Below are 23326 nucleotides of genomic sequence, written 5' to 3' on the forward strand. Positions count from 1 at the left end.
AGAGACAAGTTCCGATCCCTTCTTCTTGCCAGGGATCAGGGCTCTGCACTATATTGATAAAATAAAATATGTAAAACTTCGGGAGGAGTTCCTTGGAATTCGTTCATCTTCACAATCATTCTGATTATTCACTTCTGGACGGTGCCGCCCGTATTCCCAAATACGTTGAGATGGCTCAGGAAATGGGGATGAAACACCTTGGGCTCACAGACCATGGAAACCTCTTCGGTGCCCTTCGCTTCGAGCAGGCCTGTCATGGTGCCGGGATCAATCCGGTAGTAGGCTGCGAGGTTTATGTCTCACCCACCACCCGTCAGGAAAAACAGACCAGCGGTTATAAAAACTTCCATATGGTTCTCTACTGTAAAAATGAAGAGGGTTACCGGAACCTGATGATTCTGGTCTCCAAGGGTTTTATTGAAGGTTTCTATTATAAACCGAGGATTGATGATGATCTTCTGAGAGCTCATCATGAGGGACTTATCTGCTCCACAGCATGTCTGGGAGGAGAAATTCCTCGCTATCTGGTCGCCGGTGACTACGAAAAAGCCAGAGACAAGGCCGTTGAATACAATGAACTCTTCGGTGAAGGGAATTTTTACCTGGAGATCATGGATCATGATATTCCCGAAGAAAAAATAGTTATAGAGGGAATCAAGAAAATCCATGCCGAGACAGGCATCCCCATTATCGCCACAAACGACATCCATTACCTCAAGAAAGAACATGCCAGGGCACAGGACATCCTGGTCTGTATCGGTACCGGTAAGAAAATGGATGATGAAAAACGTTTCAAAATGGATAAAACGGAGATGTACTTCAAGACTCCTGAACAGATGCATGAAATGTTCGGCAATATTCCCGGAGCCCTTGAAAACACAGTCCGTCTCGCAGAAAAATGTGATCTGATAATTCCTCAGCCGGGCCCGATTCTCCCGGAATATGTGATTCCCGAAAACTTTGAGACCCAGGCGCAGTACCTGACACACCTTACATGGGAGGGAATCAAAGAACGTTACAACGAAGTAACAGATGAAATTACAAAAAGAGTCGAGTACGAACTGGACATTCTCCTGGGCATGGGATTTGAAGGTTATTTCCTTATTGTATGGGACTTTATTCATTGGGCAAGAGTCCACGACATCCCCGTAGGCCCCGGTCGAGGATCAGGAGCAGGTTCAATCATTGCTTATGCCATGAAGATAACAGACATAGATCCTCTCAAATACGACCTGCTCTTTGAAAGATTCCTTAACCCCGAACGTGTATCCATGCCTGACTTTGATATCGACTTCTGCTTCGAACGTCGCGGCGAAGTTATTGAGTACGTCAACCGGAAATACGGTCACGACCAGGTAGGAGGAATCTGTACTTTCGGAACCCTTAAAACCAAGGCCGTTCTCAAGGATGTAGCCAGAGTACTGGATATCCCCTTTGCCGAATCAAACGTTATTACAAAACTCATCCCCGAAGGGAAGGCCCCGGACGGACGTAAGATAAATACCGAAGTTGCTCTGGAGATAGAACCAAAACTTAAAGAATTCTATGACCGGGGAGGAGCTTACAAAGAGCTTTTTGAGACTGCCAGTGTTCTGGAAGGTATGAACAGGCATATCTCTACCCATGCCTGCGGCAAGGTCATAGGGAACTCCGTTCTCACCGACTATGTTCCACTCTACAAGGATCAGAAAACCGGTGAAATCACGACTGAGTTTACCATGGATATCATTGAGCCCTGCGGCCTCGTAAAGATGGACTTCCTTGGACTTAAAACTCTTACACTTCTCAAGAATGTAGAGGGACTAGTACAGAAAATTGATCCCGATTTTGATGTAAATACAGTATCAGAAGAGGATAAGTCCACCTTTGATATGCTCAGTAATGGAAAATCAACTGCGGTATTCCAGTTTGAGTCATCAGGAATGCAAAAAATTCTTAAGGATGCCAAACCGAATAACATTGAAGACTTAATAGCCTTGAATGCCCTCTACAGACCGGGTCCACTGCAGTTTATCCCCCAGTTTATTGAAGGAAAGAAGAATCCCAGAACCATCAAGTTTCCTGACCCCTCTCTTGAAGAACTATTGACTCCGACCTACGGAGTCATTGTCTACCAGGAACAGGTAATGAAGGTAGCCCAGATTATCGGCGGATTCTCCCTGGGTAAAGCGGATATTCTGCGTCGTGCCATGGGTAAGAAGAAACTGAAAGACATGGAGAAGATGAAGGTCGAGTTTATCGCCGGTGCCAAAAAGATCGGTCACGCCGAGAAGCACGCTTCGGGCATCTTCGATATGCTTGAGCCCTTTGCAGGTTACGGTTTTAACAAATCACATGCAGCAGCCTACTCGGTGGTTGCCTATAAAACAGCCTACTGCAAGGCTAACCATCCGGCTGAATTCTGGGCAGCGAACCTGACCAATGAGATCAGCGACACCACAAAGATGACCGAATACATGGAAAGCGCCAGGGATGAGGGAATCGAGATCCTCGCTCCCGACATCAACTACTCCGAAAAATTCTTCAATGTTGTGGACAACAAGGTTTTCTACGGTCTTATCGGAATTAAGGGGATGGGTTCAGCTGCGGTGGATGTAATGATCGCCGAAAGAGAGGCCAACGGCCTTTATGAATCCTTTATGGATTTTCTTGAACGAGTCGATCTTCGTTCAGTAAATAAAAAAGTTCTGGAAGTGGGTATACAGTCCGGTCTTTTCGACAAGATCGAATCGTCCAATAGAGCCACCCTCCTCCACAACCTGGAAAAGATGCTGGATCATGTAAACAGCATCAAAGAGCAGAGTCAGTTCGGACAGGTTTCCCTCTTTGGAGACAATCAGGATGAGATTACCCCGGTTCTTACTCTGGAAGTGGTCCCCGACTGGGAAAATAAGGAGATTCTGCAGATTGAGAAAGACAATCTGGGATTCTACTTCTCCGGTCATCCTCTGGACGAATTCAGAACCTACTGGAATAAATGTACCAACCTCAAACTGGACAAGGCCTTCAGGGCCTCCTCTGAGAAAGATTATACCATCATGGGAATGATCAAGGGGGTCCGCTCCCTTATGACAAAGAAAGGTTCTAAAATGGCCTTTGCCACCGTCGAAGACTTCAACGGCAGTATCGACCTGGTTCTCTTTTCAAAAACCTATGAAAAATATGCACATCTTCTGGAAGAAGACAAGGTCCTTGGATTCACAGGACAGGTGGATCTCTCCCGGAATGAACCGAGTTTCAAGGTAAAAGAGATGTTTGTCCCTGAGGATATGAGGGAGATACAATCAAGTGAAATTCATATTGAACTTGAAGAACGCGATTTTCTCACCGATGAACTTGTAGACTTCCGATCTTTTCTCCAGGACAGGGGTGGAAGCAGTTCAGTCTTCCTTCATCTCAAGCGTCCCAGTAAGAAATTCGTAGTTAAAATTTCAGGTCAGATATCCATCAGCCCCGCCCCTGCTGTCTTGAAGGAAATCGGGCGATATCCTATTGTATCAAATGTCTGGAAGGAGTAAATCCTACCAGAATCTTAAGGGAGTATTAATATGAGTCCATTACAGGCTGTTTTTCAATTTCTCGCTGCCGCTGTTTCTGTATACATGCTGCTGATAATCTTCCGAGTTCTTCTCAGCTGGTTTCAGGGTCGTGTCAATGGAAAGGGTGTCGAGATACTTATCAAGGTTACAGATCCATATCTGAATAAATTCAAAAGCATCACCTGGCTCCGCGTCGGAATGATGGACTTTTCACCTGTTGTAGGTATAGCTGTTCTGGGTATGGTTTCCCAGATATTTACCTCTCTTGCCGTCTCAGGGACCCTGGACCCCATGATGATTGTGGTTTATATCCTGAACACGATCTGGAGTTTCTTCGCTTTCTTTATCAACATTTTTATTGTCCTTATGATATTCCGACTGATAACTCTTCTGTTTTTTGCGAAGTGGAGTCATCAGGTTCTGTTTCAGATCGACAACCTTCTCTATAAGTCAGTTGCAAGAATCCTGGGATTTTTTACCACCAAGACTGTGAAGTTCACCACCGGCCTTGGGATTTCAGCAGCCATTCTGCTGGTATTGAGAGTCGGTCTCGGTTTCGGATTTGCCTACCTGTTCAGTTTCCTGATAGGACTCTAGTGTTCCATGTTCCTTGGAGAACTGCTGCAGCCGGTAAATCGTCTGAAAGGAATCGGTCCTAACCACCATAAATCACTGTCTGCCATGGGTATACTCACTGTGGGACAACTTCTGTCCCATTACCCTCTGCGCTATGAGGATCATCAAACAAAAAAGACGATCCTCCAGGCAGCCGGAGTGGATGCAGTCAATACTGTAATGACGGTGGTCGGACGGGACAGTTTCTACTGGAAAGGAAAGCAGACTCTCAAACTCCTGGTGGAGGATGATTCGGCCAGGGGCACACTTCTCTGTTATCACCGTAATTTCCTGGGCAACAAATATCTCGACGGGAGCCAGATCTTCCTTCATGGACATTTCCAGTACAAATTCGGAGAGTGGAGCTGTGCGGATTTTGAATCTGAACCTGCCTCAGCCAATCCGGAAGTATTCGGAAAACTTCTGCCGGTTTACCCACTGGGAGGAAGTCTGAATCAGAATGTAATTCGAAAGGCTGTAAATCAGGCGCTGAAAGAATACACTCCCGGCCTGAGGGAAGAACTCCCCTCGTCTCTTTCTCAGCAGTTTGATTTCCCCGACAGGCTCAGCGCTCTCATAGCAATCCATAAACCTCAGAATCCATCAGAGCTTGAAGGAAGCAGATCCTATTTTATATACGAAGAACTCTTTCATCTGCAGATAGCCGTAGGCAGGAATGCCCTGAAAGAGAGAAGTATCAAGCGCAGTACTAAAAGTGGACTCAACAGAGAGCTTGAGTCAAAGCTGAGAGAATCCCTCCCTTTCAAACTGACAGTTGATCAGGATAAGGTACTGGATGAAATCTGCGCCGATCTGGAAACAGGACGCCCCATGAACCGCCTGATACAGGGAGATGTAGGCTCGGGTAAAACCCTGGTGGCCTTTATATCCGCCCTCAATGTTATAAGGGGAGGAAGGCAGGCCGCCCTGATGGCACCTACCGAACTTCTTGCCCGGCAGCATGCTGAATCGGCAGCCCGGCTCCTGGAACCTCTGGGTCTCGCCATAGCCTATCTCTCCGGGAATACCCAGGGAGAAGGGAGACGCAACCTGCTGAAACAGCTTGAAGAGGGAAATGTAGATTTTGTTATCGGCACCCATGCCCTCTTTTCAAAAGATGTAGAATATAAAAACCTGGGACTGGCGGTTATAGACGAACAGCACCGTTTCGGTGTTACCCAGCGGCAGGCCCTGGCAGAAAAAGGGAGCTGCGTAGATCTGCTTTATATGACAGCCACTCCTATCCCCCGGACACTGGCCATGACCGCCTTCGGCGATCTGGATGTTTCGAGTATCAAAACCATGCCCGCCGGCAGAAAGGCCATAGAGACTCACCTGACCCGGGAGGGAAATGAAGAGAAGGTCTACAGCTTTGTCCGTGAAGAACTAAGAAAAGGACAGCAGGCCTATTTTGTCTATCCCCTGATAGAGCAGTCTGAAAAAATTGATCTTAAGGATGCGGAGAATATGTATGCCCATCTTCAGAAAATATTTCCAGATCGATCCCTGGCACTGATCCACTCAAGAATTCCTGATGATGATAAGAAGGAGAGGATGGAGGGTTTTTCCCATGGCGAGACAGATATCCTGGTGGCAACATCGGTTGTTGAAGTAGGAGTAGATGTTCCCAATGCTACAATCATGGTTATCGAACATGCCGAGCGTTTTGGACTTTCCGCACTCCACCAGCTCAGAGGACGTGTAGGTCGTAGTGATCTTCAATCCTTTGCCTTCCTGATTTACAGCAATAAACTTACGGACGAGGGGAAACAGCGTCTTAAAATCATGATGGAGAATAGCGATGGATTTATCATAGCCGAAGAGGATCTCAAGCTGAGAGGCCCCGGTGAGATAGCAGGAGTCAGGCAGTCGGGGTATATGAAATTCAGAATAGCCGATATGATCAGGGACAGCGAAGTTCTTATGCAGGCCAGAAAGGATGTTCTGGCAGTCCTCGAGCTGGACCCTGCACTTTCCTCAGAAGAAAATTCTGTATTGAAGGAACTCTGGGATGCGGCTCCACCCTTTAGTGAGACACTGATCCGCACAGGCTGACTGCCTCAGCAGAAATCTGCAGAGGATTTTTTTTACAGGAGACCCTTAGGTCTAAATTGAATAACAGCAGAGAGAAATACATTGGCAGAGGCCTAAGGATATTACTCACTCTGGTAGACAGGAGCTAATATGAGAATTACAGGCGGCCGTTACAAAGGCAGAACAATAAAATGTCCAAAGGGCGTAATCCGTCCCGCCATGGATAGAATGCGGGAATCCATGTTTTCCATTCTCGGGCCCCTTGATGGTCTCTCCTTTCTCGATATTTTTTCAGGCTCAGGCTCTGTTGGAATTGAAGCAGCATCCAGAGGTGCCGAACCGGTCCATTTGGTGGAGAAAGATCATATCAAGAAAAAAACAATTTATGAGAACATCAGCTGGGTGGAAACGGAGATAAAACTCTTTATGACACCAGTTGAAAAATTTCTCCCCAGGATTGGTAGAGAATATGATATTGTGCATCTTGATCCACCTTTTCCTTTTAAACAGAAACTTGAAGTTCTGCAACTGGCGGAATCTTCAGGAGTTCTGAAAAAGGGAGGTACACTCACCATGCACTATCCCGGAGAGGAGAGTTTTCCGGAAACTTTGGGAAGTTTCAGACAGTATGACCTGCGGGAATATGGGAGATCAAAGCTGATTTTTTATACCAGGGACTAGGCAGACAAATGTATGATCAGATAAACCTTGCTGGAGAAACCTGAAATATTTCTGATAACTTTAATACCATTACTTTGCTGATTCCTCTGCTCCCACGCTCCATGGCTGAAACGTTCTGTTTTACGGTTCCAATTTGTGCTGCCAGTTCAGACTGACTCATTCCATTTCTTTTACGGTACCTACGTAAAGAAGAACCAGGAGTAGAACGTTTCAATCGAGCCTGGTACCAGTCTGTCGCTCTGATATCAATCAGCTCATCATCATCTATGATATCAACATAACCATAAGTATCGTTAAGGAAACGGATAAGTTCTTCCGGAATAGTATCGGCATTGATTTCAATATGGGGCTTTTTCACGACTGCCTGCATAATATACCTCCAATTTAAGCTTTTCTTCAGAGATTATTCTCCAACAGGCAACCCAGCGATAGCCTAGATGACAATGAAACTCAGACCTCTCATGATTCAAAGAACTGAAGTTTTTCCACCCTTTCTGAATAGGTCCCCCAACTCTGAGATCTTCTACCAGATCAAAAAAATCATCCTGTCTTGAAGAAGGCATCTTTAATACTCTTCTAAGAACCTTCTTATTTATTTCTACCGTGTATTCCATACAAATGTAATGCATTTTTGATTACCCATCAAGTCAATGCTGAAAGTGCCGAGTAAGCTTTTCTGTAATTTTGAGAAATCTTGATTACTGTATATTAGGTAGCAGAACTCCTTTATTCTTCAAAAAACAGAATACAGGATTAAAAATCCCCTGTATCTTTCTCTAAGAAATAGCCGGTTTTATTTCGATAAAGGATTATGAGTTATACTTTCCGAAAACCTCTGATCATCTCTGTGTTTATACTTCTGCCCCTGATGAGTCCATTTTCTATAGAATCACTCCATAAAGTGGAACCTGGAGAAAGCCTCTACTCACTGGCCAGTGAGTATGACTGCTCCGTAGAAGAGCTTAAAAATCTCAACAACTTGAATCGGGATGTTCTTTTCAGCGGTGAAGAGCTTAAAATACCTCAGAGTTATGCAGATAAGCATATTGTAAGCTCTGGAGAGACACTCTCAGGGATTGCCGCCCGTTACGGCATTCCACAGGAAAAACTGATGTCAGTCAATAAAATGAAAAACACCATGCTCCGCAGAGCTCAGGAGCTTGAACTGATCCGGCCACCCTATGCGGGAGAGATATGGACCGTACAGAAAGGTGATACCCTGAGCTGGATATCCCTCAAATTCAATATTTCCCAGGAACGTCTTAAACAGATCAATATGCTTAACAGCAGCAGCCTTAAGCTGGGGCAGACCATCAAACTGACAGCCCCCCGGCCTCAGACAGTTACGGTTGCACAGGGAGATTCACTATGGAATATCTCAAAACGTTATGAACTCTCCATGGATGATATCAAAAACTGGAATAATCTAAGCTCCGATTTCCTGAGGAAAGGAATGGCACTTCAGCTTTATCCTGTGACTCTGGAACTCAGCGATGATGAGGTAGTATTGGCTGCCCGCAGTACTCCGACAGACTCAACTCCAAAAGAAACAACTGAACAGCCAGTGGAAGAGACCGAACTCCGCCTTGCAGCAGTGAATCTCATACCGGCCCTCTATTTCTCGAGTCCCACAGGCAGGAGAACCCAACCCTCAGCCGACTACTATGAAGAAGATCTGAATGACCCCCTTGTCAATTACAAGGATGCCGCTGCTCTGATGGATGAATTCACCGAAGCAGCAAAGTCCCTCCCCCCAATGAGCAGAAAGCTTAAAGGTTATACCATTATCCTTGATCCGGGACACGGCGGTCTTGATCCTGGAGCCATAGTGGAAAACAGCGATGGCTACGGAAATAAAGTCTATGTTGTTGAAGACGAATACTGCTATGATATAAGTCTCAGAGTATACAGAGACCTGATCCGTCATGGTGCCGATGTTCACCTTACGGTTATCAGCCCTAATCAGACCATAAGGACCACAGAGGATGCATCCATCACTTTTGTGAATCAGAAAAATGAAGTTTACAACAGCAGAATCATCAACAGCCTGGACCGTCGCTATGTATGGCCTGTGGGTAATACCTGGGGTCTTGATCAGAGAAAAGAGGCAGCCGCAGAATATCTGGACGGAATAAGAAAAAAGAAAACCGCCTTTATCAGTATTCATGCGGATAATAATCCCGGAGATGGTGAAGGAAGCAGAGTACTTTATCATCCGGATGAGAGCGGAACTGCTTCTCAGGAGCTGGCTGAACATCTCAGTAAAAATATGGGACTGGGTTCCATATCCCGTGCTCAGGATATAAGAGTACTGCATAATAATCCCGCCGGAGTATCCGCTCTGGTGGAAGTGAGAAATCTGGCATACAGAAATAATGCCTGGGCTATTCGAAATGAAGAACTCAGACAGGACGATGCCGATAGAATTGTCAGAGGCATTGTCTCCTATTTTAATTAAAATGCTTAATCCTAATTAGATAAATTGGGGTTTTTTCAATTTGCTTTTTTATACTATACTGGCCGCATAACACTTTGGAGTAAGTAAATGAAGAATAATCTGCTGAGGATTCCACAGGGAACTGAATCTCTTTATCTGGAAGAAACATTCAGACATCGGAAGATCCTGAGGCATATGGAAGATATGTGCGAGGGCTGGGGATATCTACCGGTACAGACACCTGTATTCGATTTCTATGATAATTACAGAAGTCTGCTGGACAGCAAGCTCGAAGAGCAGAGTTATAAGCTGATAGACAGGGAGGGAGATCTTCTGATGCTCCGCTCCGATATAACTCTTTTTCTGGCTCGTCAGATGGGTATGATCCTCAAAGAAGAGGAACTGCCCCTGAGAGTTTATTATTCCGATTCCATACTCCGTTATCAGAATCATGAAGACATCAGCAGCCATGAGTTTTTTCAGGCAGGATGCGAACTGATAGGAAAACCGGGTAGAGAGGGAGATCTGGAGATTCTTTTTCTCCTGGCAGAACTTATGAAAAGCCTGAAACTTCCTGAAAGCCGCATTCACGTAGGCTCAACAGAAGTATTCAAAACCATTGCCGGATCCCTGACTCCCGAAGGGGATGTGCTGCTTACAAAGTACCTGCAGACAAGAGAAGAAAAAGAGATCCGAAAGACCCTGGGACGGGTCTATAAAAAAGAAGTTGCTCTGGAACTGAGCAAGCTTCTCCTCTTCATCGGATCTGCCGATGAATTCATGGAAAATGCAGGTAAATGGGAAAACCTGATGGAAGGTGCCATCAAAGAACCCCTGGAACACCTTAAATCCATCTGTGAAGGCTGGAGTGAAATAGAAGGTTTTGATGAACTCTTCAATATTGATCTTTCAGAAACCGGTGACCAGGCCTATTATGCCGGAATCGTATTCAATGCCTATACTGAGGGAAGCGGAACAGCTGTTGCGTCAGGCGGACGTTATGACGGTCTGCTGGATCACTTCGGATACAGCGGAGGAAAGCCCGCATCATCAGTAGGTTTTTCACTCTTTCTGAGAAAACTGGAAAAGCTGAGTGCCATTGATATAGCCAATTTTCCAGGCAGCATCAGCGATGAATCGAAACCAGCCTCAGAAAAACTGAAGACCGCAAGGAAAGGATAGAAAATGAGTACCCCATTGACAATAGCCCTGCCCAAGGGACGTCTCTATGACAGAGTACAGAGGCACTTTGAAACAAAAGGTATATATTTTAAATTTGAACACCGAAAACTTGTAGCCTACGACAAAGAAGAGAATCTCAAGATCTACCTTGTAAAAAACAGCGACCTTCCCACCTATGTTGCCCACGGTATTGCCGGTATGGGTATCTGCGGTGAAGATGTTATTCTCGAATCAGGACACCATTTTCATAAACTCCTTCCCTTCTCTTTCGGCGGCACATCTTTAAGCCTTGCGGGACTGAAGGATTTCTCCTTAGATAAACTTAACGGTCCTCTGACAATAGCTACAAGTTATACAGAGATGACTAGACAATATTTTCATGATCAGGGAATTCCCGTTAAAATAATTAAACTGAACGGTAGTGTAGAACTGGCTCCTGTCCTCGGACTGGCTCCCTGTATTGTGGACCTGGTAGAGACTGGAAGCACACTGAAAGCAAATAATCTTGAGGTATTTCAGAAACTGCACGATATCAAAGTACACCTTATTGCCAACCCCGCTTATTACAAGATTCACTTCAAGGCGATAAATAAATTCATAGAGCAGATCAGGGAGGACTGAAATGGTCAGAATCAACAGAGAAACAAAGGAAACTTCGATCCACCTGGAACTGGACATGCATAAGGGTCCTGCAGTCTCGGTAAATACGGGACTCCCCTTCTTTGACCACATGCTCAATGCCATGGCCTTTCATGGTGGTTTTACACTCAATGTAGAAGCCAAAGGTGATATAGAAGTAGATCCTCACCATCTGATTGAAGATACAGGACTGGTTCTGGGTGATGCCCTGATGCAGTGTTTTGAAGAGACCGGAGCCGTTAAACGTTACGGCAGCTCTGTCATCCCCATGGATGACTCTCTCTCGGAAGTGGTTGTTGATGTCTGCAGACGTCCCTATCTGGTTCTTCAGGCGGACTGGCCTCAGGAGAGTGCAGGAAACTTTGACTTCTTCCTGATTAAAGAATTCCTCCAGGCTCTGGCCAACAGAGCCGGGCTTAATATTCATGCTCTGTGCCGTTACGGGGACAACTCCCATCATATGGCCGAAGCTCTTTTCAAGGCTCTTGGCCGGGCCCTATTTACAGCATACCGTCCGGCAGAAGGTAAATCAGAAGGCATGTCCACAAAAGGAATAATCTAATTAAGCAAGTTATTGTTCACTTTTTATTGAAAACTGTTGTTTTTGACCTTATAATGGTGGTATCACAATGAAGAGACAGGAAATTCTTGATTTGATACCGGAAGATGGATTTATAAAGGTCCCGGAAACCGGTGGAATTCCTCTCACTCCCGAACGGAAAGTGATTCTTATGCGAAAGGGGAATCAGCTTTTCAATGAGGGAGACATTGAGACAGCCGGAAAGATTTTTGTTACCATCGCTTACACTGACGGCCTTATCCGGGTAGGAGATTACTACTACAGCCACAATCGTACTCTTGAGGCATTGCGGATGTATAAAGCGGCTCCTGCACAGGATAAAGTTAATATGATAGTGGAAAAAATGGCTTACATTGTCCGTGGATGGCTGGAAACTAATTAATAAATAGTTATTTAAGGAATTAAAAAATGTCACAAGATAAGCTGAGTTTGGACGAATTAACCAAGGGTTTATCAGAAGAACCGGGAGAGGAAACTCTTAACCAGATTTCAGAACTCTCTAAACAGGGTTACCAGCTTCTAAAAGAGAGTCTGACTGAACGAGCACGGGAAGCCTTTGACAAGATACTGTCTCTGGATGTAGACAATAATTACGCCCTTGTAGGTATGGGCGACTGCTTCAGAAAAGAACGCAAATTCAAAGAATCGGTAGTTTACTATCAGCGTTGCCTTGATTCACACCCTGGAAATAACTATGCTCTCTTCGGCCTGGCAGACTGTTATAAAGCCATGAATCAATACAATAGAGCCATCGACATCTGGGAAGAATATCTGCTCCATGATGACAAAAATATCACAGTCCTTACCAGAATCGCCGACGCTTACAGAAAAGTACGCAATTTCAAACGCTCCTTTGAGCTTTACCAGAAAGTTCTGACTATGGAAGAGAACAACTCCTATGCCATAATCGGTCTGGGACATCTCTACTATGACTTCAAAGAGTATAAAGACGCCCTCCACTACTGGGAGAGAATGCTGGAAATAAACAGAGGACATGTGGATATCAGAGTTCTGACCTCCCTTGGCAACTGTCATAGAAAGCTTAAAACTTTTGATGAAGGAGTCCCCTATTTTCTGGAGGCTCTTAAAAACCAGCCCAATAACTTCTATGCTCTATTCGGCCTGGCAGACTGTTACCGCGGTTTGAACCAGCAGGAAAAATCTCTTGTCTACTGGAATAAGATTCTGGATCTGGACAAGAGAAACAAGGTTATCCTCACAAGAGCAGGAGATGCCTACAGAAACATCGGTGAAGACGATAATGCGGAAGAGTACTACAAGAAGGCTCTGAATATTGAGTTTGATACCTATGCAATTCTGGGACTGGCCCTGATCAATAAAGAGAAGGGTAACTATCAGGATGCCATAACGTCTCTCAAAGACCTGATCAGCAATGACCCGAGAAATTACCGCCTCTACCTGGAGGCGGCGGAGAGTTATGAACGTCAGGGTGATGTGGAAGAGGCCCTGGATATGCTGTCACAGTTTTTGAAGATGGGTATACGCAACAACAGAGTTATCGACAAAATGATGGAGCTCAAGGAAAAACTCTGATACCTTCAGAATCAACCCTTTAATAAATAATATCACAGGATTAAACGATGAATGTACTGGGCAATATTATCTGGATTATTCTTGGCGGTCTATTGAGTGCAGCGGCCTGGCTTGCCGCCGGTCTACTCTGCTGTGTCACCATAATCGGTATTCCCTTCGGCCTTCAATGCTTTAAAACTGCAGGTCTTGTTCTTGCACCCTTTGGAAAAGAAGTGACACTGGGGAAATTCGGTCTGGGTGGGGCACTTGGCAATATACTCTGGATTATTTTCCTGGGCTGGGAACTCTGCCTGGGACACATATTCTGGGGAGTCATATTTACATTATCCATAATAGGAATCCCTTTCGGAAAACAGCATTTCAAACTGGCCGGACTCGCTCTGATCCCCTTCGGGGCAGAGATAAGATAATCTATGATACAACACAATTTCTGGTAGAACGTTTACCCTTATACAGCTTCTCATCCGCTTCGCGAATTAGATCTTTCAAATCCTGATTTTTCTTTGATGAACTGACTCCAAAGGTCAGCGTAACAGGAATAAATATTTCATCAGCCTGGAATGAATGCTCTTCAATGGCTTTACGCAATTTTTCGGCAACAAGAGCTCCCTTCTCCAGAGTGCCCCCGCTGATGAGAATTAGAAACTCTTCCCCACCCCAACGGGAGACGACATCTTCCTCTCTTACATTCTCTTTCATGATGATTGCCAGTTCATGTAAAATATAATCCCCGCTGTTATGACCATAACGGTCATTGACAGTTTTAAACTTGTCAACGTCTGATAAAATAATACAGAAATCGCGCTGTTCTCTTTTATACAGAGATAGTTCCTTCTCCAAATGTTGAAACATGGCTCTACGATTTACAAGACCTGTAAGACTATCCAGATAGGCAATTTCTTTCAGCTGATTATAGGCAAGAGTCAGTTTATCCTTTTCATCCTTTAATTTTTCTGAATAGCGGTTAATCAATTTTGATATTTTCTTTTCAAAAATTATTATGATTCCTATTGATAGGATTATCGAGGCCATACTGATAATAATAAATTCGATAATTCTTCTTTTAAACTTATCATCCATCTTCAGCTTTTCCAGATAAATCGAGTTATCTAAATCATTCAGACTAATCCCTGTAGCAATCACCCAGTTATATTTCTTATAGAGTTTTGCATAGCTTAATTTCCGGATGATTAAGTCAGAATCCAATTTTTTAAAGTAATATTCGTTAAATATCTCCCCCGAATCTCTGATCCCCTCCAGTTCCGTAAGATAAAAGGGATTACCTTTTATATCCTTTGATTCTGTAGACAGGAATGATCCTTCTGTTTCGGGTAGATTTGGATGAATAAGACGGATAGCATAATCTTGACCACCATCATAATTGAGAATATTATTAATCCAGATATAACCACCTTCAGGCAGCTGGGCGGCATATATAGTTGAACGAACCTGCTGAATAAATATCTCATTAAATACAGAGGGGGTAAGAAAAACAATTATTTCATATCTATCTGATACTCGTGTGCTATAAGAGGTAATCCATTCCCCCTGATTTATCGTCTTCTCATCCGTTGCATAAGAGCTGTGAAGAACTATCTCCAGTTCATTATCAATAATCTGATAACTCCAGATATCTGAAGGAAACCACCCCAGGTTCTCCGAAATATTTTCAACAGGAATCCCCCTCTCAAAGTAAGTGGAAATAGCAGTACCTAATACTTTTGCCTTATCATCATACTGATGTATCATAAATTTCTCAGATTGAATAATCTCTGTGAGTTTCGCTTCGACTATTACTTTAACCTGGATTTTTTTCTCATTGAGAATATCAGCCTGAATCTGATCGACCCTTTCGCTATAGCTTCTCTTTAAATTTGAAAGATAGAGGAATGAAAAATAGAAAGACTGTAAAATGAGAATTAATAAAAATGCTGTGTAGAAAAAACGTCGCACTTTTATTTTTTTCAGATAATTCTCCATTCTTAAAGTAAACTCCTATCAACATATCTTCAGAATTTCATTCCTCTTAATTCTATTTTAATTCAATTTCATCAGAATTGTGAATTAAACTCCGTAAAGATATTGAGATAGAAAGTCAGTTTGCAGGTCTGCGGGGAATACTGGTTGATTTGATCCCTTTCACTCCACGTGCCTTTGAGGCGGGTGATTTAAAGGAGTTGTCAATTTTCACCTTCTTTTTGGCTGAAGAATCATTTGCTTCGGGATTCTCTTTTTCAAGTTCGGAAGCCTTATGTTCTTCGGCCTTCAATTCCTCTTCCCGTTTCTTAAACTCTTCATGTTCCAAGCTTTTATCTTCGTTCAGATGGCATTTTTTGTACTTCTTACCTGAACCGCAGAGACACAGATCGTTCCGTCCTGTATTTTTCAACCGCTTGTGAAAATCTGATTCTTCCATTAGACACCTTCTTTTAAAGTATTTTATCCACCAATTATACACTATCAGAGGAGAAGATAACGTTGGTGCCGGAGAATTACAGGAAACCGGGGAAAAGGCTTCCCCGGGCAAACAGAAATGCCGCCAGTCAGTCGAGGGCATTTGTCTGAATAACAGTAATCCCCTGCTCTTCAAAATCCTTTATATACTCTTTATCCAGAAACCAGTCTGTTATGAGTGTAGTGATTCTATTAACAGGGGCAGTAACGTAATCCGAGACCAGACCGATCTTCCGATGATCAGCAACAACAATGATATCCCCTCTTGTTCTGTTCATCATCAATCTGCTTGTATCAGCTGCATGCTGCATGGGTGTTGTTAAACCATAAAGACAGCTTATGCCATGAACACCAAGAATAGCCTTATTGGCATTAACCTGATTTAATATATCATTGGTGAATCCACCATAAAATGATTTTGACAAAGGATGATAGAGTCCTCCAGCTAATATCAGTTCAATATCCGGATTCTCAATCTGTCCAATGCAGCCGACATTTGTGGTAACTACTTTAATGTTCTTTTTGTTGATATATCTGAAAATATGAAAGGTAGTTGAACCTCCATTAATAAAAACAGTATCACCATCATTGATAAGACCAGCCGCAAGTTTTGCTATGGAATCTTTATTTTCTAATTCCTGATCGGATCTGCTGTTATAATTGACCTCTTTATATATCCGTTTTGTAGTTATTGCACCTCCATGAGTTCTTTCCAGTAAATTTTTCTTTTCAAGCAAGGCCAGATCTCTACGAATTGTAATCTCCGAAACATTCAGAGATTTACTTAGATCCAGAACCCGGACATGTCCATCTCTCTGAATTAACTCAATTATTCTTTTTTGCCTTGTTGCCTGAGACTGAAGCTGCTTTAGCTGATCGTTATCTTTCATAAAAACATTATATTCTTACTGAGTCTGGGAATCAATATTCAAATCATACAAATAATGGTTGCATTCGATCATTTCACGGTACTATAATGATCGATATCATTCACGTTGTTGATTTTGAAGGCTGATTTGGAGACTATCGATGATTAAAGATTTACGTAATGCAATGGAAGCAGCAATTTCCTCATTAAAGAATAATGAATCCAGAAATGTGACTCTTTTTCATCATAATGATACAGACGGATTGAGCTCGGGTACAATTTTACTGAATGCTTTTGACCAGATCGGCTACGGAATATCCAGGTTTTCATTGGAAAAACCCTATCCGGAGGTACTGGAAATAATTCTGAAAAAAAAGGATCAGATCATAGTATTTACCGATTTTGCCGGAAAGATTGCTCCATTGATATCTGAATTAAACAATGGAAAGAACCTGGTGATCATCCTGGACCATCATCCCGCAGAGAAAGTGGATGATGAATCTGTTTTCAACCTGGACGGAGAGTTATACGGCTTAAAAGGTGACAGGGATATTTCCGCCTCAGCTACCTGCAGTTTATTCGCCGAGGTCCTTCTGCAAAGCCTTGGAATAGAGGGAAACTCATACCCTCATCTGGGAGTACTCGGAGCAGTGGGAGACGGATTTTTAGTCGATGGATGTCTTTCCGGAATCAATAGAGAGGTACTGAATAAAGCGCTTAAGAAAAAATTGATACGAGTTGTAAAATCAGAGCGGGGTGAAGAGTATTTCATTACACTTGGTGAAAAAGAATATCCTGCAGAAGAAATCTGTAATATTCTGGATACACTCGGAGGCGTCGGCTATTATAGTGATGGACCATCCAGGGGCATTGATATCTGTCAATCCGGATTGGATTCTGAAAATATTGATTACATGATTTCACTGCTGAATAAAAAAGAAGCCATATTCAGCAGTGAAATAGAAAATCTACAAAAGAATATTCGTACAACTGACCATATTCAATGGTTTAACGTAGAGGATCGATTCAACCCGATGGGTGTAAAAATGATAGGAGTATTCTGTACTCATATCAAGGATATGGATTTTTTGGATCAATCAAAATATATCGCAGGATTTCAGAACGTTCCTGATATTGTACCCGGTTTTGGTACTATCAATTTCAACTCGACAAAGATTTCAATGAGAGTCTCCCGAAATCTCACAGAGAAGATCAGATCCGGTCTGATTCCCGGATTGAACAGCTTTCTTCCGGAAGCAACAGAAATTCTGGATGGCTTCTCAGATGCCTGTCATGGACTATCGGCGGCAACCACTGTAAAAATTGGACAGGAAGAACAACTTATAAAAGAAATGGAAAAAATACTAACAAATAAGGATGAAGAAATATGAGTACTGGAAAAGGATTTGGTAAAACAATTTTAATTGGAGATCAGTTTGTCCTATGGGAGGTCCCTGCAATACTGGCAGCGATTCCCTTTGAAACAGAATGTACAGTAGAACGCCTGAAAACGGGGTCCGGTTGGATTCTTGATGATAAAAGAATTGAAGTTCCCGGGTATAAAAAAGCTAAAGAAAAAGACTGCCGTGCTTCCTTTGATAGAATGGTCGAAGTCATGGAACTCGATCTTGAGAATAATCCGATTAAAATATCAGTAGAGGGAGATTTGCTGGCAGGCAGTGGAGTTGGTGCAAGTGCTGCGATCTGTGTCTCTTTTGCCCGGGCATGTAATAAGGAATTCGCCTTGAACATGGACATCCTTGATATCAATCATGTTGCCTGGGAAGGTGAATTCGGATATCACGGCTTACCCAGTGGTTTGGATAATACAGTTTCGTCCTATGGGGGTGTGATAAAATACCGAATCAAGGATGATGTGAAACAGTTTGAGAGGATAAACCTTTCCAAGCCCATAGAAATTGTATTGGGAAACAGTGGTGTCACTGCAAATACTGCCTCCTTGAAGGGATTTCTTGAAGAACAGGAAAAGGAAGATTCAGAGCTCTTCAATGGACGTCTTGATACAATTAAGTCACAGGTTGAAGAACTGGGTAAGGCTCTATCCAGGGATGATTTGAAAGAAACAGGCAGCATTATGAATAAAAACCATAAGATCCTGATAGAGATGGGGCTGTCTCATGAGAAGCTTATCTATCTCTGTGATAAGGCAGTTTCCCTTGGAGCATATGGAGCCAAAGTGACAGGCGGAGGCCGTGGTGGATATATGGTTGCCCTGACACCCGGAAAAGAACTTCAGGAAAAGGTGGCGGCTCAGTTTGAATCAGAAGGGATCGCCACAATCAGAGCCACTATTGGTGGAACTCCAACGGATGAAACCAAGTTTCAGATTCTTAAATAGTATTACAATACAGTATATATAATTAAATAGTGCAGTCACCTTAAAAGAGAGGCGGGCTGCACTATTTTTTGAAAATCAATCAGTTTTGGAGTGATTCTATGAGTATTTGGAATCTATTTTCCCTGGTCGGAGGGCTGGCGATTTTTCTATTCGGCATGATGGAGATGAATAAGCACCTGACATCCATTGCCGGCGGCAGAATGAAATCCATAATGATGACTCTGACGAAGGGGCCTGCCCGGGGATATCTGACCGGCCTGGGAATTACAATTATCAACCAATCCTCCTCTGCCACAACAGTTCTGGAAGCCGCTCTGGTAGGCGCAGGTCTTTTGACATTTCAACAAAGCCTCGCTGTTACACTGGGAGCTGAACTGGGATCCACTTTTCTTCCACAGTTGATAGCCTTTCCTTCAATTACCAAGTTCTCAACACTCATCGTTTTTATCGGCTTTATAATGCTTATTACTGCCAGGACAAAAAGAAAACGTCATATATCTCTTACAGTTTTCACCTTCGGTCTTCTTTTTCTTGGAATGGATATGATGTCATCATCCTTGAAACCACTAAGGACTTATGAACCCTTTATTAGTCTGATGAAAAATATCGAAACTCCGGTTCTTGGAATGCTGCTGGGCCTGGTATTCACTATGATCATACAGTCATCAGGGGCAACTACAAGTATAACAATAGCAATGGCCCTTTCCGGAACCATCTCTCTTGAACAGGCAATTCCAATCAATCTTGGAGCAGCAGTGGGAACATGTATTACCGCAGTTCTTGGGAGTATGACCCTGAACTGGGATGCAAAAAGAGCGGCGTATATCCATATAATGTTCCAGCTGATAGGTACCCTATGGGTCTTTATACTATTATCAATCCCCTTCCATGGGGAGAGGTTGTATATATGGGGAATCAAGTGGTTTACTTCCAATATACTGGGAACCGAAAGTCTGGCACGCCAGATTGCCATGGGTTTTACCTTTATGCCGATTATCAATCATATAATTGTTTTCCCCAACCTGAGGTTCATACTCCGTCTCTTTAATAAGCTCTTTCCCGAAAGAGAGTCCCCCAAGCCCTTTGGCGTCAAATATATAAAAACAAATCTTATCAGCAACAGTATTGAACTCTCACTTCTCATGACAAAGAAAGAGATAATACGTGTATCAGATCTAATCCAGACAATGATACTTGAGATGAAAACAGCCTTCAGATCAAAAGATTCCACAATTTTTGAAAGAGTCAGTGAACTGGATTCCAAGGTGGATACACTGCATAAAGCAATTATTCCTTTTCTTGCCGAACTGTCTCAGGAGGAATTGACGGAAAAGGAATCAGAACTGTGTATGAATTATATGTATATTCAGAATGAGCTGGAATCAATCGGTGACGTAATAGACAAAAATATTATGAGTCTAACCGCAAAGAAAATTGAACAGAATCTTATCTTTTCAGAAGAGGGTTTTCATGAGCTGGAGCATCTTCTTTACCGTGTTAACAGAAATTTTGGAAATCTGTCAAATGCATTGAAGAATGATGATATGGATCAGGCGAAGCTTGTTCTGGACTCACATAAAAAGAAAGAGGAAGAAAAATACAAGAAACTGCACATAGAGCGTTTATATAGAGGCCAATCCGAATCGATTGCCACCTCTTCGGTTCACCTGGATCTTATCTCCTATTTTGCACAGATAAATAGTCATATAGCCTATATCGCAAATAGACTGAAGCTTATTCATTAGGAGAATGGGAAAAGCCGGAAACCGGCTCCCCGATCCTCTCTGTCAGCGGATAAAATTCGTCATAGTCTTCTTTTCCATCTCCGGGGCTGTCACAGCTCCCTTACCATTTTCTACAAGATTGAGCAGCCAGGCCATATTCTTTCCTAGTATCCGCACAATCTGAATACCCTCTTCATCCTGAAGGACTTCACCGGGCATGGTACCATGTATGACTGTCCAGTAATTTGAACTGGAGATCAGCATCTCTGAATAGCTCAGGTACCTATTAAGCTGGTCTATAGTTGTGATTCCTCCGGAACGCCGGACAGCGGCTACAGAGGCACCCACTTTTCGGGCAAAAAGTCCTCTATTAGCATCGGAGACATAAAATGCCCTGTCCAGAAATGATTTCATGGCCCCGGAGACACCGGAATAATGGACCGGAGAACCCAGAAGGATGCCATCGGCATCCTTCATCTTCTGAATGATATCATTGACCCCGTCTTCACCGAAGATACACTTCTCATCTCTATTTTTAAAACACTTTCCACAGCCCATACAGCCGCGGATCAGTTTATTTCCAATACATATGATTTCTGTCTCAATACCTGCAGCTTCCAGCTCATCGCATACCAGCTTCATTGCCTGTGCTGTATTACCATCTTTTTTGGGACTTCCATTAATAGCTATTACTTTCATATAAAATACCTCTGTTAAAAATAGAAAAAAAATCCTGCCCGCCTCATGGGCTGAGCAGGATAAATTATATTAAGGAAAAAAGAACTGGCTTCTCAGCTGCTCTGCTTACTGCAGTACAGCCTTGATCCGCCGGACTCCTCTGGAAGAGGACTGCTCTTTCTTGATCACAAACTTACCGAGCTCGGAAGTGTTTTCAATATGGGGTCCGCCGCAGACTTCAATGGAGTAGTCACCGATAAAGTATACCTTGACCTGCTCTCCGTATTTAGATGAGAACAGTGCTCTGGCACCCTGCTCCCTGGCTTCTTCCACAGTCATTGTCTTCATGGAGACTGCCTGACTCTTCTGAATCTCGGCATTTACAAGATCTTCAACCTCTTTAAGCTCTTGGGTAGTCATCTTCTCAGGATGAGAGAAGTCGAATCTCAGACGCTCTTCGGTGATATTACTTCCCTTCTGCTCGACATGGTCTCCCAGTACGCGCTTAAGGGCTTCATGAAGCATGTGAGTGGCTGTGTGATAACGTGTGGTCATCTCGGAATGATCTGCAAGACCTCCCTTGAAGATCTTGTCAGCACCCTTCTTGGAGGCTTCCTGATGTTTTTTGAATGCTGCTTCAAATCCGTCGCGGTCTACGGTCATACCGTGTTCTGAGGCCAGCTCTTCTGTCAGCTCAAGGGGAAATCCGAATGTATCGTAAAGTTTGAATGCCAGACGTCCGGGAATCTCCTTCCTGGGGTTTTTCAACAGGTTGGGGAGAATCTTTTCAAACTCATGCTCACCCTTTTTCAGAGTTGTACTGAACTGTTTCTCTTCCAGTTCAAGCTCATTTAAAATCATTGCGCCACTGTCAGCCAGCTCTGTATAGACATCTTTATACATATCTATGGCAACCTGACTTACCTGGCCCAGGAAGTTTTCTGTTATACCCAGCTTTCTTCCGTGACGCACGGCACGTCTGATAAGACGGCGAAGGATGTAGCCCTGTCCCAGGTTGGAGGGCTTGGCTCCTCTGGGATCACCGATAATCATAGTAGCTGACTTACAGTGGTCGGAAATAATTCGAATGGAAATATCTACATCCTCATCATCCCCATAGTGTTTACCCGTCAGTTCTTCAACTTTGGCGATAATAGGTATGAAAAGTTCGGTCTGGTATACAGAGTTCTTACCCTGCAGCATGGTGGCAGTACGCTCGATACCCATTCCTGTATCAACACAGGGAGCATCCAGTTTCTCATACAACCCGTCTTCGGTCTTGTTATACTGCATGAAAACGTCATTCCAGATTTCAAAGTACTTACCACAGTGACAACCGGGTTTACAGTCGTCTCCACAGGCTTCTTTTCCGGTGTCGTAGAACATTTCACTGTCAGGACCACAGGGTCCTGTGTTACCGGCGGGTCCCCACCAGTTGTCTTCTCTTGGAAGGAAGTAAATCCTGCTTTCAGGAACTCCCTGAGCTCTCCAGATATCGGCAGCTTCATTATCACGGGGAACTTCATCATCACCCGCAAATACGGTGACAGAGAGTCTTTCTTTGTCCAGTCCGAGATATTCTTTGGATGTAAGGAATTCCCAGCTCATGCTCAGGGCTTCTTCCTTGAAGTAGTCCCCCAGAGACCAGTTGCCCAGCATTTCAAAAAATGTCAGGTGAGAAGGGTCTCCTACAGCTTCGATGTCTCCGGTACGGATACATTTCTGATAGTTTGTAAGACGTTTTCCGGCCGGATGGGGCTGTCCCTGAAGATAGGGAACCAGAGGGTGCATTCCCGCAGTCGTAAAAAGGACGGTGGGATCATTCTCGGGAATCAGAGATTGTCCCGATATTTCTTTATGATTTCTTGATACAAAAAAGTCGATGTATTTTTTTCTTAGTTCGTTACCAGTCATAGAGATGATAATAGTATAGGGAGGCTCAGAAAGACAAGAGTCTGGATAGAATTTAAGGCCTCATGAAT

20 protein-coding genes are annotated in these 23326 nt (G+C 43.5%); 14 read left to right on the plus strand and 6 right to left on the minus strand.

Features of this window, described 5'->3' with window-relative positions:
* The first annotated feature begins 92 nt into the window (after positions 1-92).
* The 4 genes from dnaE (at position 93) to rsmD (ending at position 6869) form a co-directional block, all read left to right on the plus strand.
* On the plus strand, positions 93-3518 hold the full coding sequence (gene dnaE / locus DV872_RS08720; protein WP_114629539.1) for a DNA polymerase III subunit alpha: 3426 nt from the start codon (positions 93-95) through the stop codon (positions 3516-3518).
* A gap of 30 nt (positions 3519-3548) precedes the next feature.
* A complete protein-coding gene (locus DV872_RS08725; RefSeq protein ID WP_114629540.1) occupies positions 3549-4136 on the plus strand; it encodes a YggT family protein in 588 nt (195 codons plus the stop codon).
* Between the two features lie 6 nt (positions 4137-4142).
* Positions 4143-6209, plus strand: a complete 2067-nt coding sequence (gene recG, locus DV872_RS08730; RefSeq protein WP_114629541.1) for an ATP-dependent DNA helicase RecG — start codon at positions 4143-4145, stop codon at positions 6207-6209.
* A gap of 129 nt (positions 6210-6338) precedes the next feature.
* Complete coding sequence (rsmD, locus tag DV872_RS08735) at positions 6339-6869, plus strand: 16S rRNA (guanine(966)-N(2))-methyltransferase RsmD (protein ID WP_114629542.1); 531 nt, start codon at positions 6339-6341, stop codon at positions 6867-6869.
* Between the two features lie 16 nt (positions 6870-6885).
* Here rsmD and DV872_RS08740 read toward each other — a convergent pair whose 3' ends face one another.
* Complete coding sequence (locus DV872_RS08740) at positions 6886-7239, minus strand: helix-turn-helix domain-containing protein (RefSeq protein WP_114629543.1); 354 nt, start codon at positions 7237-7239, stop codon at positions 6886-6888.
* Positions 7240-7680: 441 nt separating this feature from the next.
* On the opposite strand from DV872_RS08740, the gene DV872_RS08750 reads away from it, so the two are divergent.
* From DV872_RS08750 to DV872_RS08780, 7 genes are all read left to right on the plus strand, one after another.
* The gene (locus DV872_RS08750) at positions 7681-9327 is read left to right on the plus strand and encodes a LysM peptidoglycan-binding domain-containing protein (protein WP_114629545.1); all 1647 of its coding nucleotides are present in this window, start codon (positions 7681-7683) and stop codon (positions 9325-9327) included.
* An 87-nt stretch (positions 9328-9414) separates the two neighbouring features.
* Positions 9415-10488, plus strand: coding sequence for an ATP phosphoribosyltransferase regulatory subunit (locus DV872_RS08755; RefSeq protein WP_114629546.1), 1074 nt, complete (start codon positions 9415-9417; stop codon positions 10486-10488).
* A gap of 3 nt (positions 10489-10491) precedes the next feature.
* Complete coding sequence (gene hisG / locus DV872_RS08760; protein WP_114629547.1) at positions 10492-11109, plus strand: ATP phosphoribosyltransferase; 618 nt, start codon at positions 10492-10494, stop codon at positions 11107-11109.
* A 1-nt stretch (position 11110) separates the two neighbouring features.
* Positions 11111-11689, plus strand: coding sequence for an imidazoleglycerol-phosphate dehydratase HisB (gene hisB / locus DV872_RS08765; RefSeq protein WP_114629548.1), 579 nt, complete (start codon positions 11111-11113; stop codon positions 11687-11689).
* 67 nt (positions 11690-11756) lie between these two features.
* Positions 11757-12089 carry a hypothetical protein gene (locus DV872_RS08770; RefSeq protein WP_114629549.1) on the plus strand — a complete coding sequence of 111 codons (333 nt, stop codon included), beginning with the start codon at positions 11757-11759 and terminating at the stop codon, positions 12087-12089.
* 26 nt (positions 12090-12115) lie between these two features.
* Positions 12116-13261: a tetratricopeptide repeat protein gene (locus DV872_RS08775; RefSeq protein ID WP_114629550.1), complete on the plus strand. Its 1146-nt coding sequence runs from the start codon at positions 12116-12118 to the stop codon at positions 13259-13261.
* A gap of 47 nt (positions 13262-13308) precedes the next feature.
* The gene (locus tag DV872_RS08780) at positions 13309-13671 is read left to right on the plus strand and encodes a YccF domain-containing protein (RefSeq protein ID WP_114629551.1); all 363 of its coding nucleotides are present in this window, start codon (positions 13309-13311) and stop codon (positions 13669-13671) included.
* A gap of 1 nt (position 13672) precedes the next feature.
* Here DV872_RS08780 and DV872_RS08785 read toward each other — a convergent pair whose 3' ends face one another.
* The 3 genes from DV872_RS08785 to DV872_RS08795 form a co-directional block, all read right to left on the minus strand.
* Complete coding sequence (locus DV872_RS08785) at positions 13673-15241, minus strand: diguanylate cyclase (protein ID WP_114629552.1); 1569 nt, start codon at positions 15239-15241, stop codon at positions 13673-13675.
* Between the two features lie 115 nt (positions 15242-15356).
* The gene (locus tag DV872_RS08790) at positions 15357-15677 is read right to left on the minus strand and encodes an SEC-C metal-binding domain-containing protein (RefSeq protein WP_199563452.1); all 321 of its coding nucleotides are present in this window, start codon (positions 15675-15677) and stop codon (positions 15357-15359) included.
* Between the two features lie 127 nt (positions 15678-15804).
* Positions 15805-16605 (minus strand): DeoR/GlpR family DNA-binding transcription regulator, encoded by an 801-nt coding sequence (locus tag DV872_RS08795; protein ID WP_114629553.1) that lies wholly within the window; start codon positions 16603-16605, stop codon positions 15805-15807.
* A 139-nt stretch (positions 16606-16744) separates the two neighbouring features.
* On the opposite strand from DV872_RS08795, the gene DV872_RS08800 reads away from it, so the two are divergent.
* The 3 genes from DV872_RS08800 to DV872_RS08810 all read left to right on the plus strand — a co-directional run bounded on the left by DV872_RS08800 (position 16745) and on the right by DV872_RS08810 (position 20687).
* Positions 16745-17974: a DHH family phosphoesterase gene (locus DV872_RS08800; RefSeq protein WP_114629554.1), complete on the plus strand. Its 1230-nt coding sequence runs from the start codon at positions 16745-16747 to the stop codon at positions 17972-17974.
* The gene (gene mvk / locus DV872_RS08805; protein WP_114629555.1) at positions 17971-18942 is read left to right on the plus strand and encodes a mevalonate kinase; all 972 of its coding nucleotides are present in this window, start codon (positions 17971-17973) and stop codon (positions 18940-18942) included. Before DV872_RS08800 ends, mvk begins: the two co-directional genes overlap by 4 nt.
* Before the next feature lie 98 nt (positions 18943-19040).
* Entirely contained in the window at positions 19041-20687 is a 1647-nt protein-coding gene (locus DV872_RS08810; RefSeq protein WP_114629556.1) for a Na/Pi cotransporter family protein, read from the plus strand.
* 42 nt (positions 20688-20729) lie between these two features.
* Here DV872_RS08810 and DV872_RS08815 read toward each other — a convergent pair whose 3' ends face one another.
* Together DV872_RS08815 and DV872_RS08820 are read right to left on the minus strand one after the other, a co-directional pair.
* Positions 20730-21365 carry a flavodoxin family protein gene (locus tag DV872_RS08815; protein WP_114629557.1) on the minus strand — a complete coding sequence of 212 codons (636 nt, stop codon included), beginning with the start codon at positions 21363-21365 and terminating at the stop codon, positions 20730-20732.
* A gap of 105 nt (positions 21366-21470) precedes the next feature.
* Complete coding sequence (locus DV872_RS08820; RefSeq protein ID WP_114629558.1) at positions 21471-23258, minus strand: alanine--tRNA ligase; 1788 nt, start codon at positions 23256-23258, stop codon at positions 21471-21473.
* Positions 23259-23326 lie beyond the last annotated feature (68 nt).

Source organism: Oceanispirochaeta sp. M1, assembly GCF_003346715.1.
Classification (GTDB): domain Bacteria; phylum Spirochaetota; class Spirochaetia; order DSM-2461; family DSM-2461; genus Oceanispirochaeta.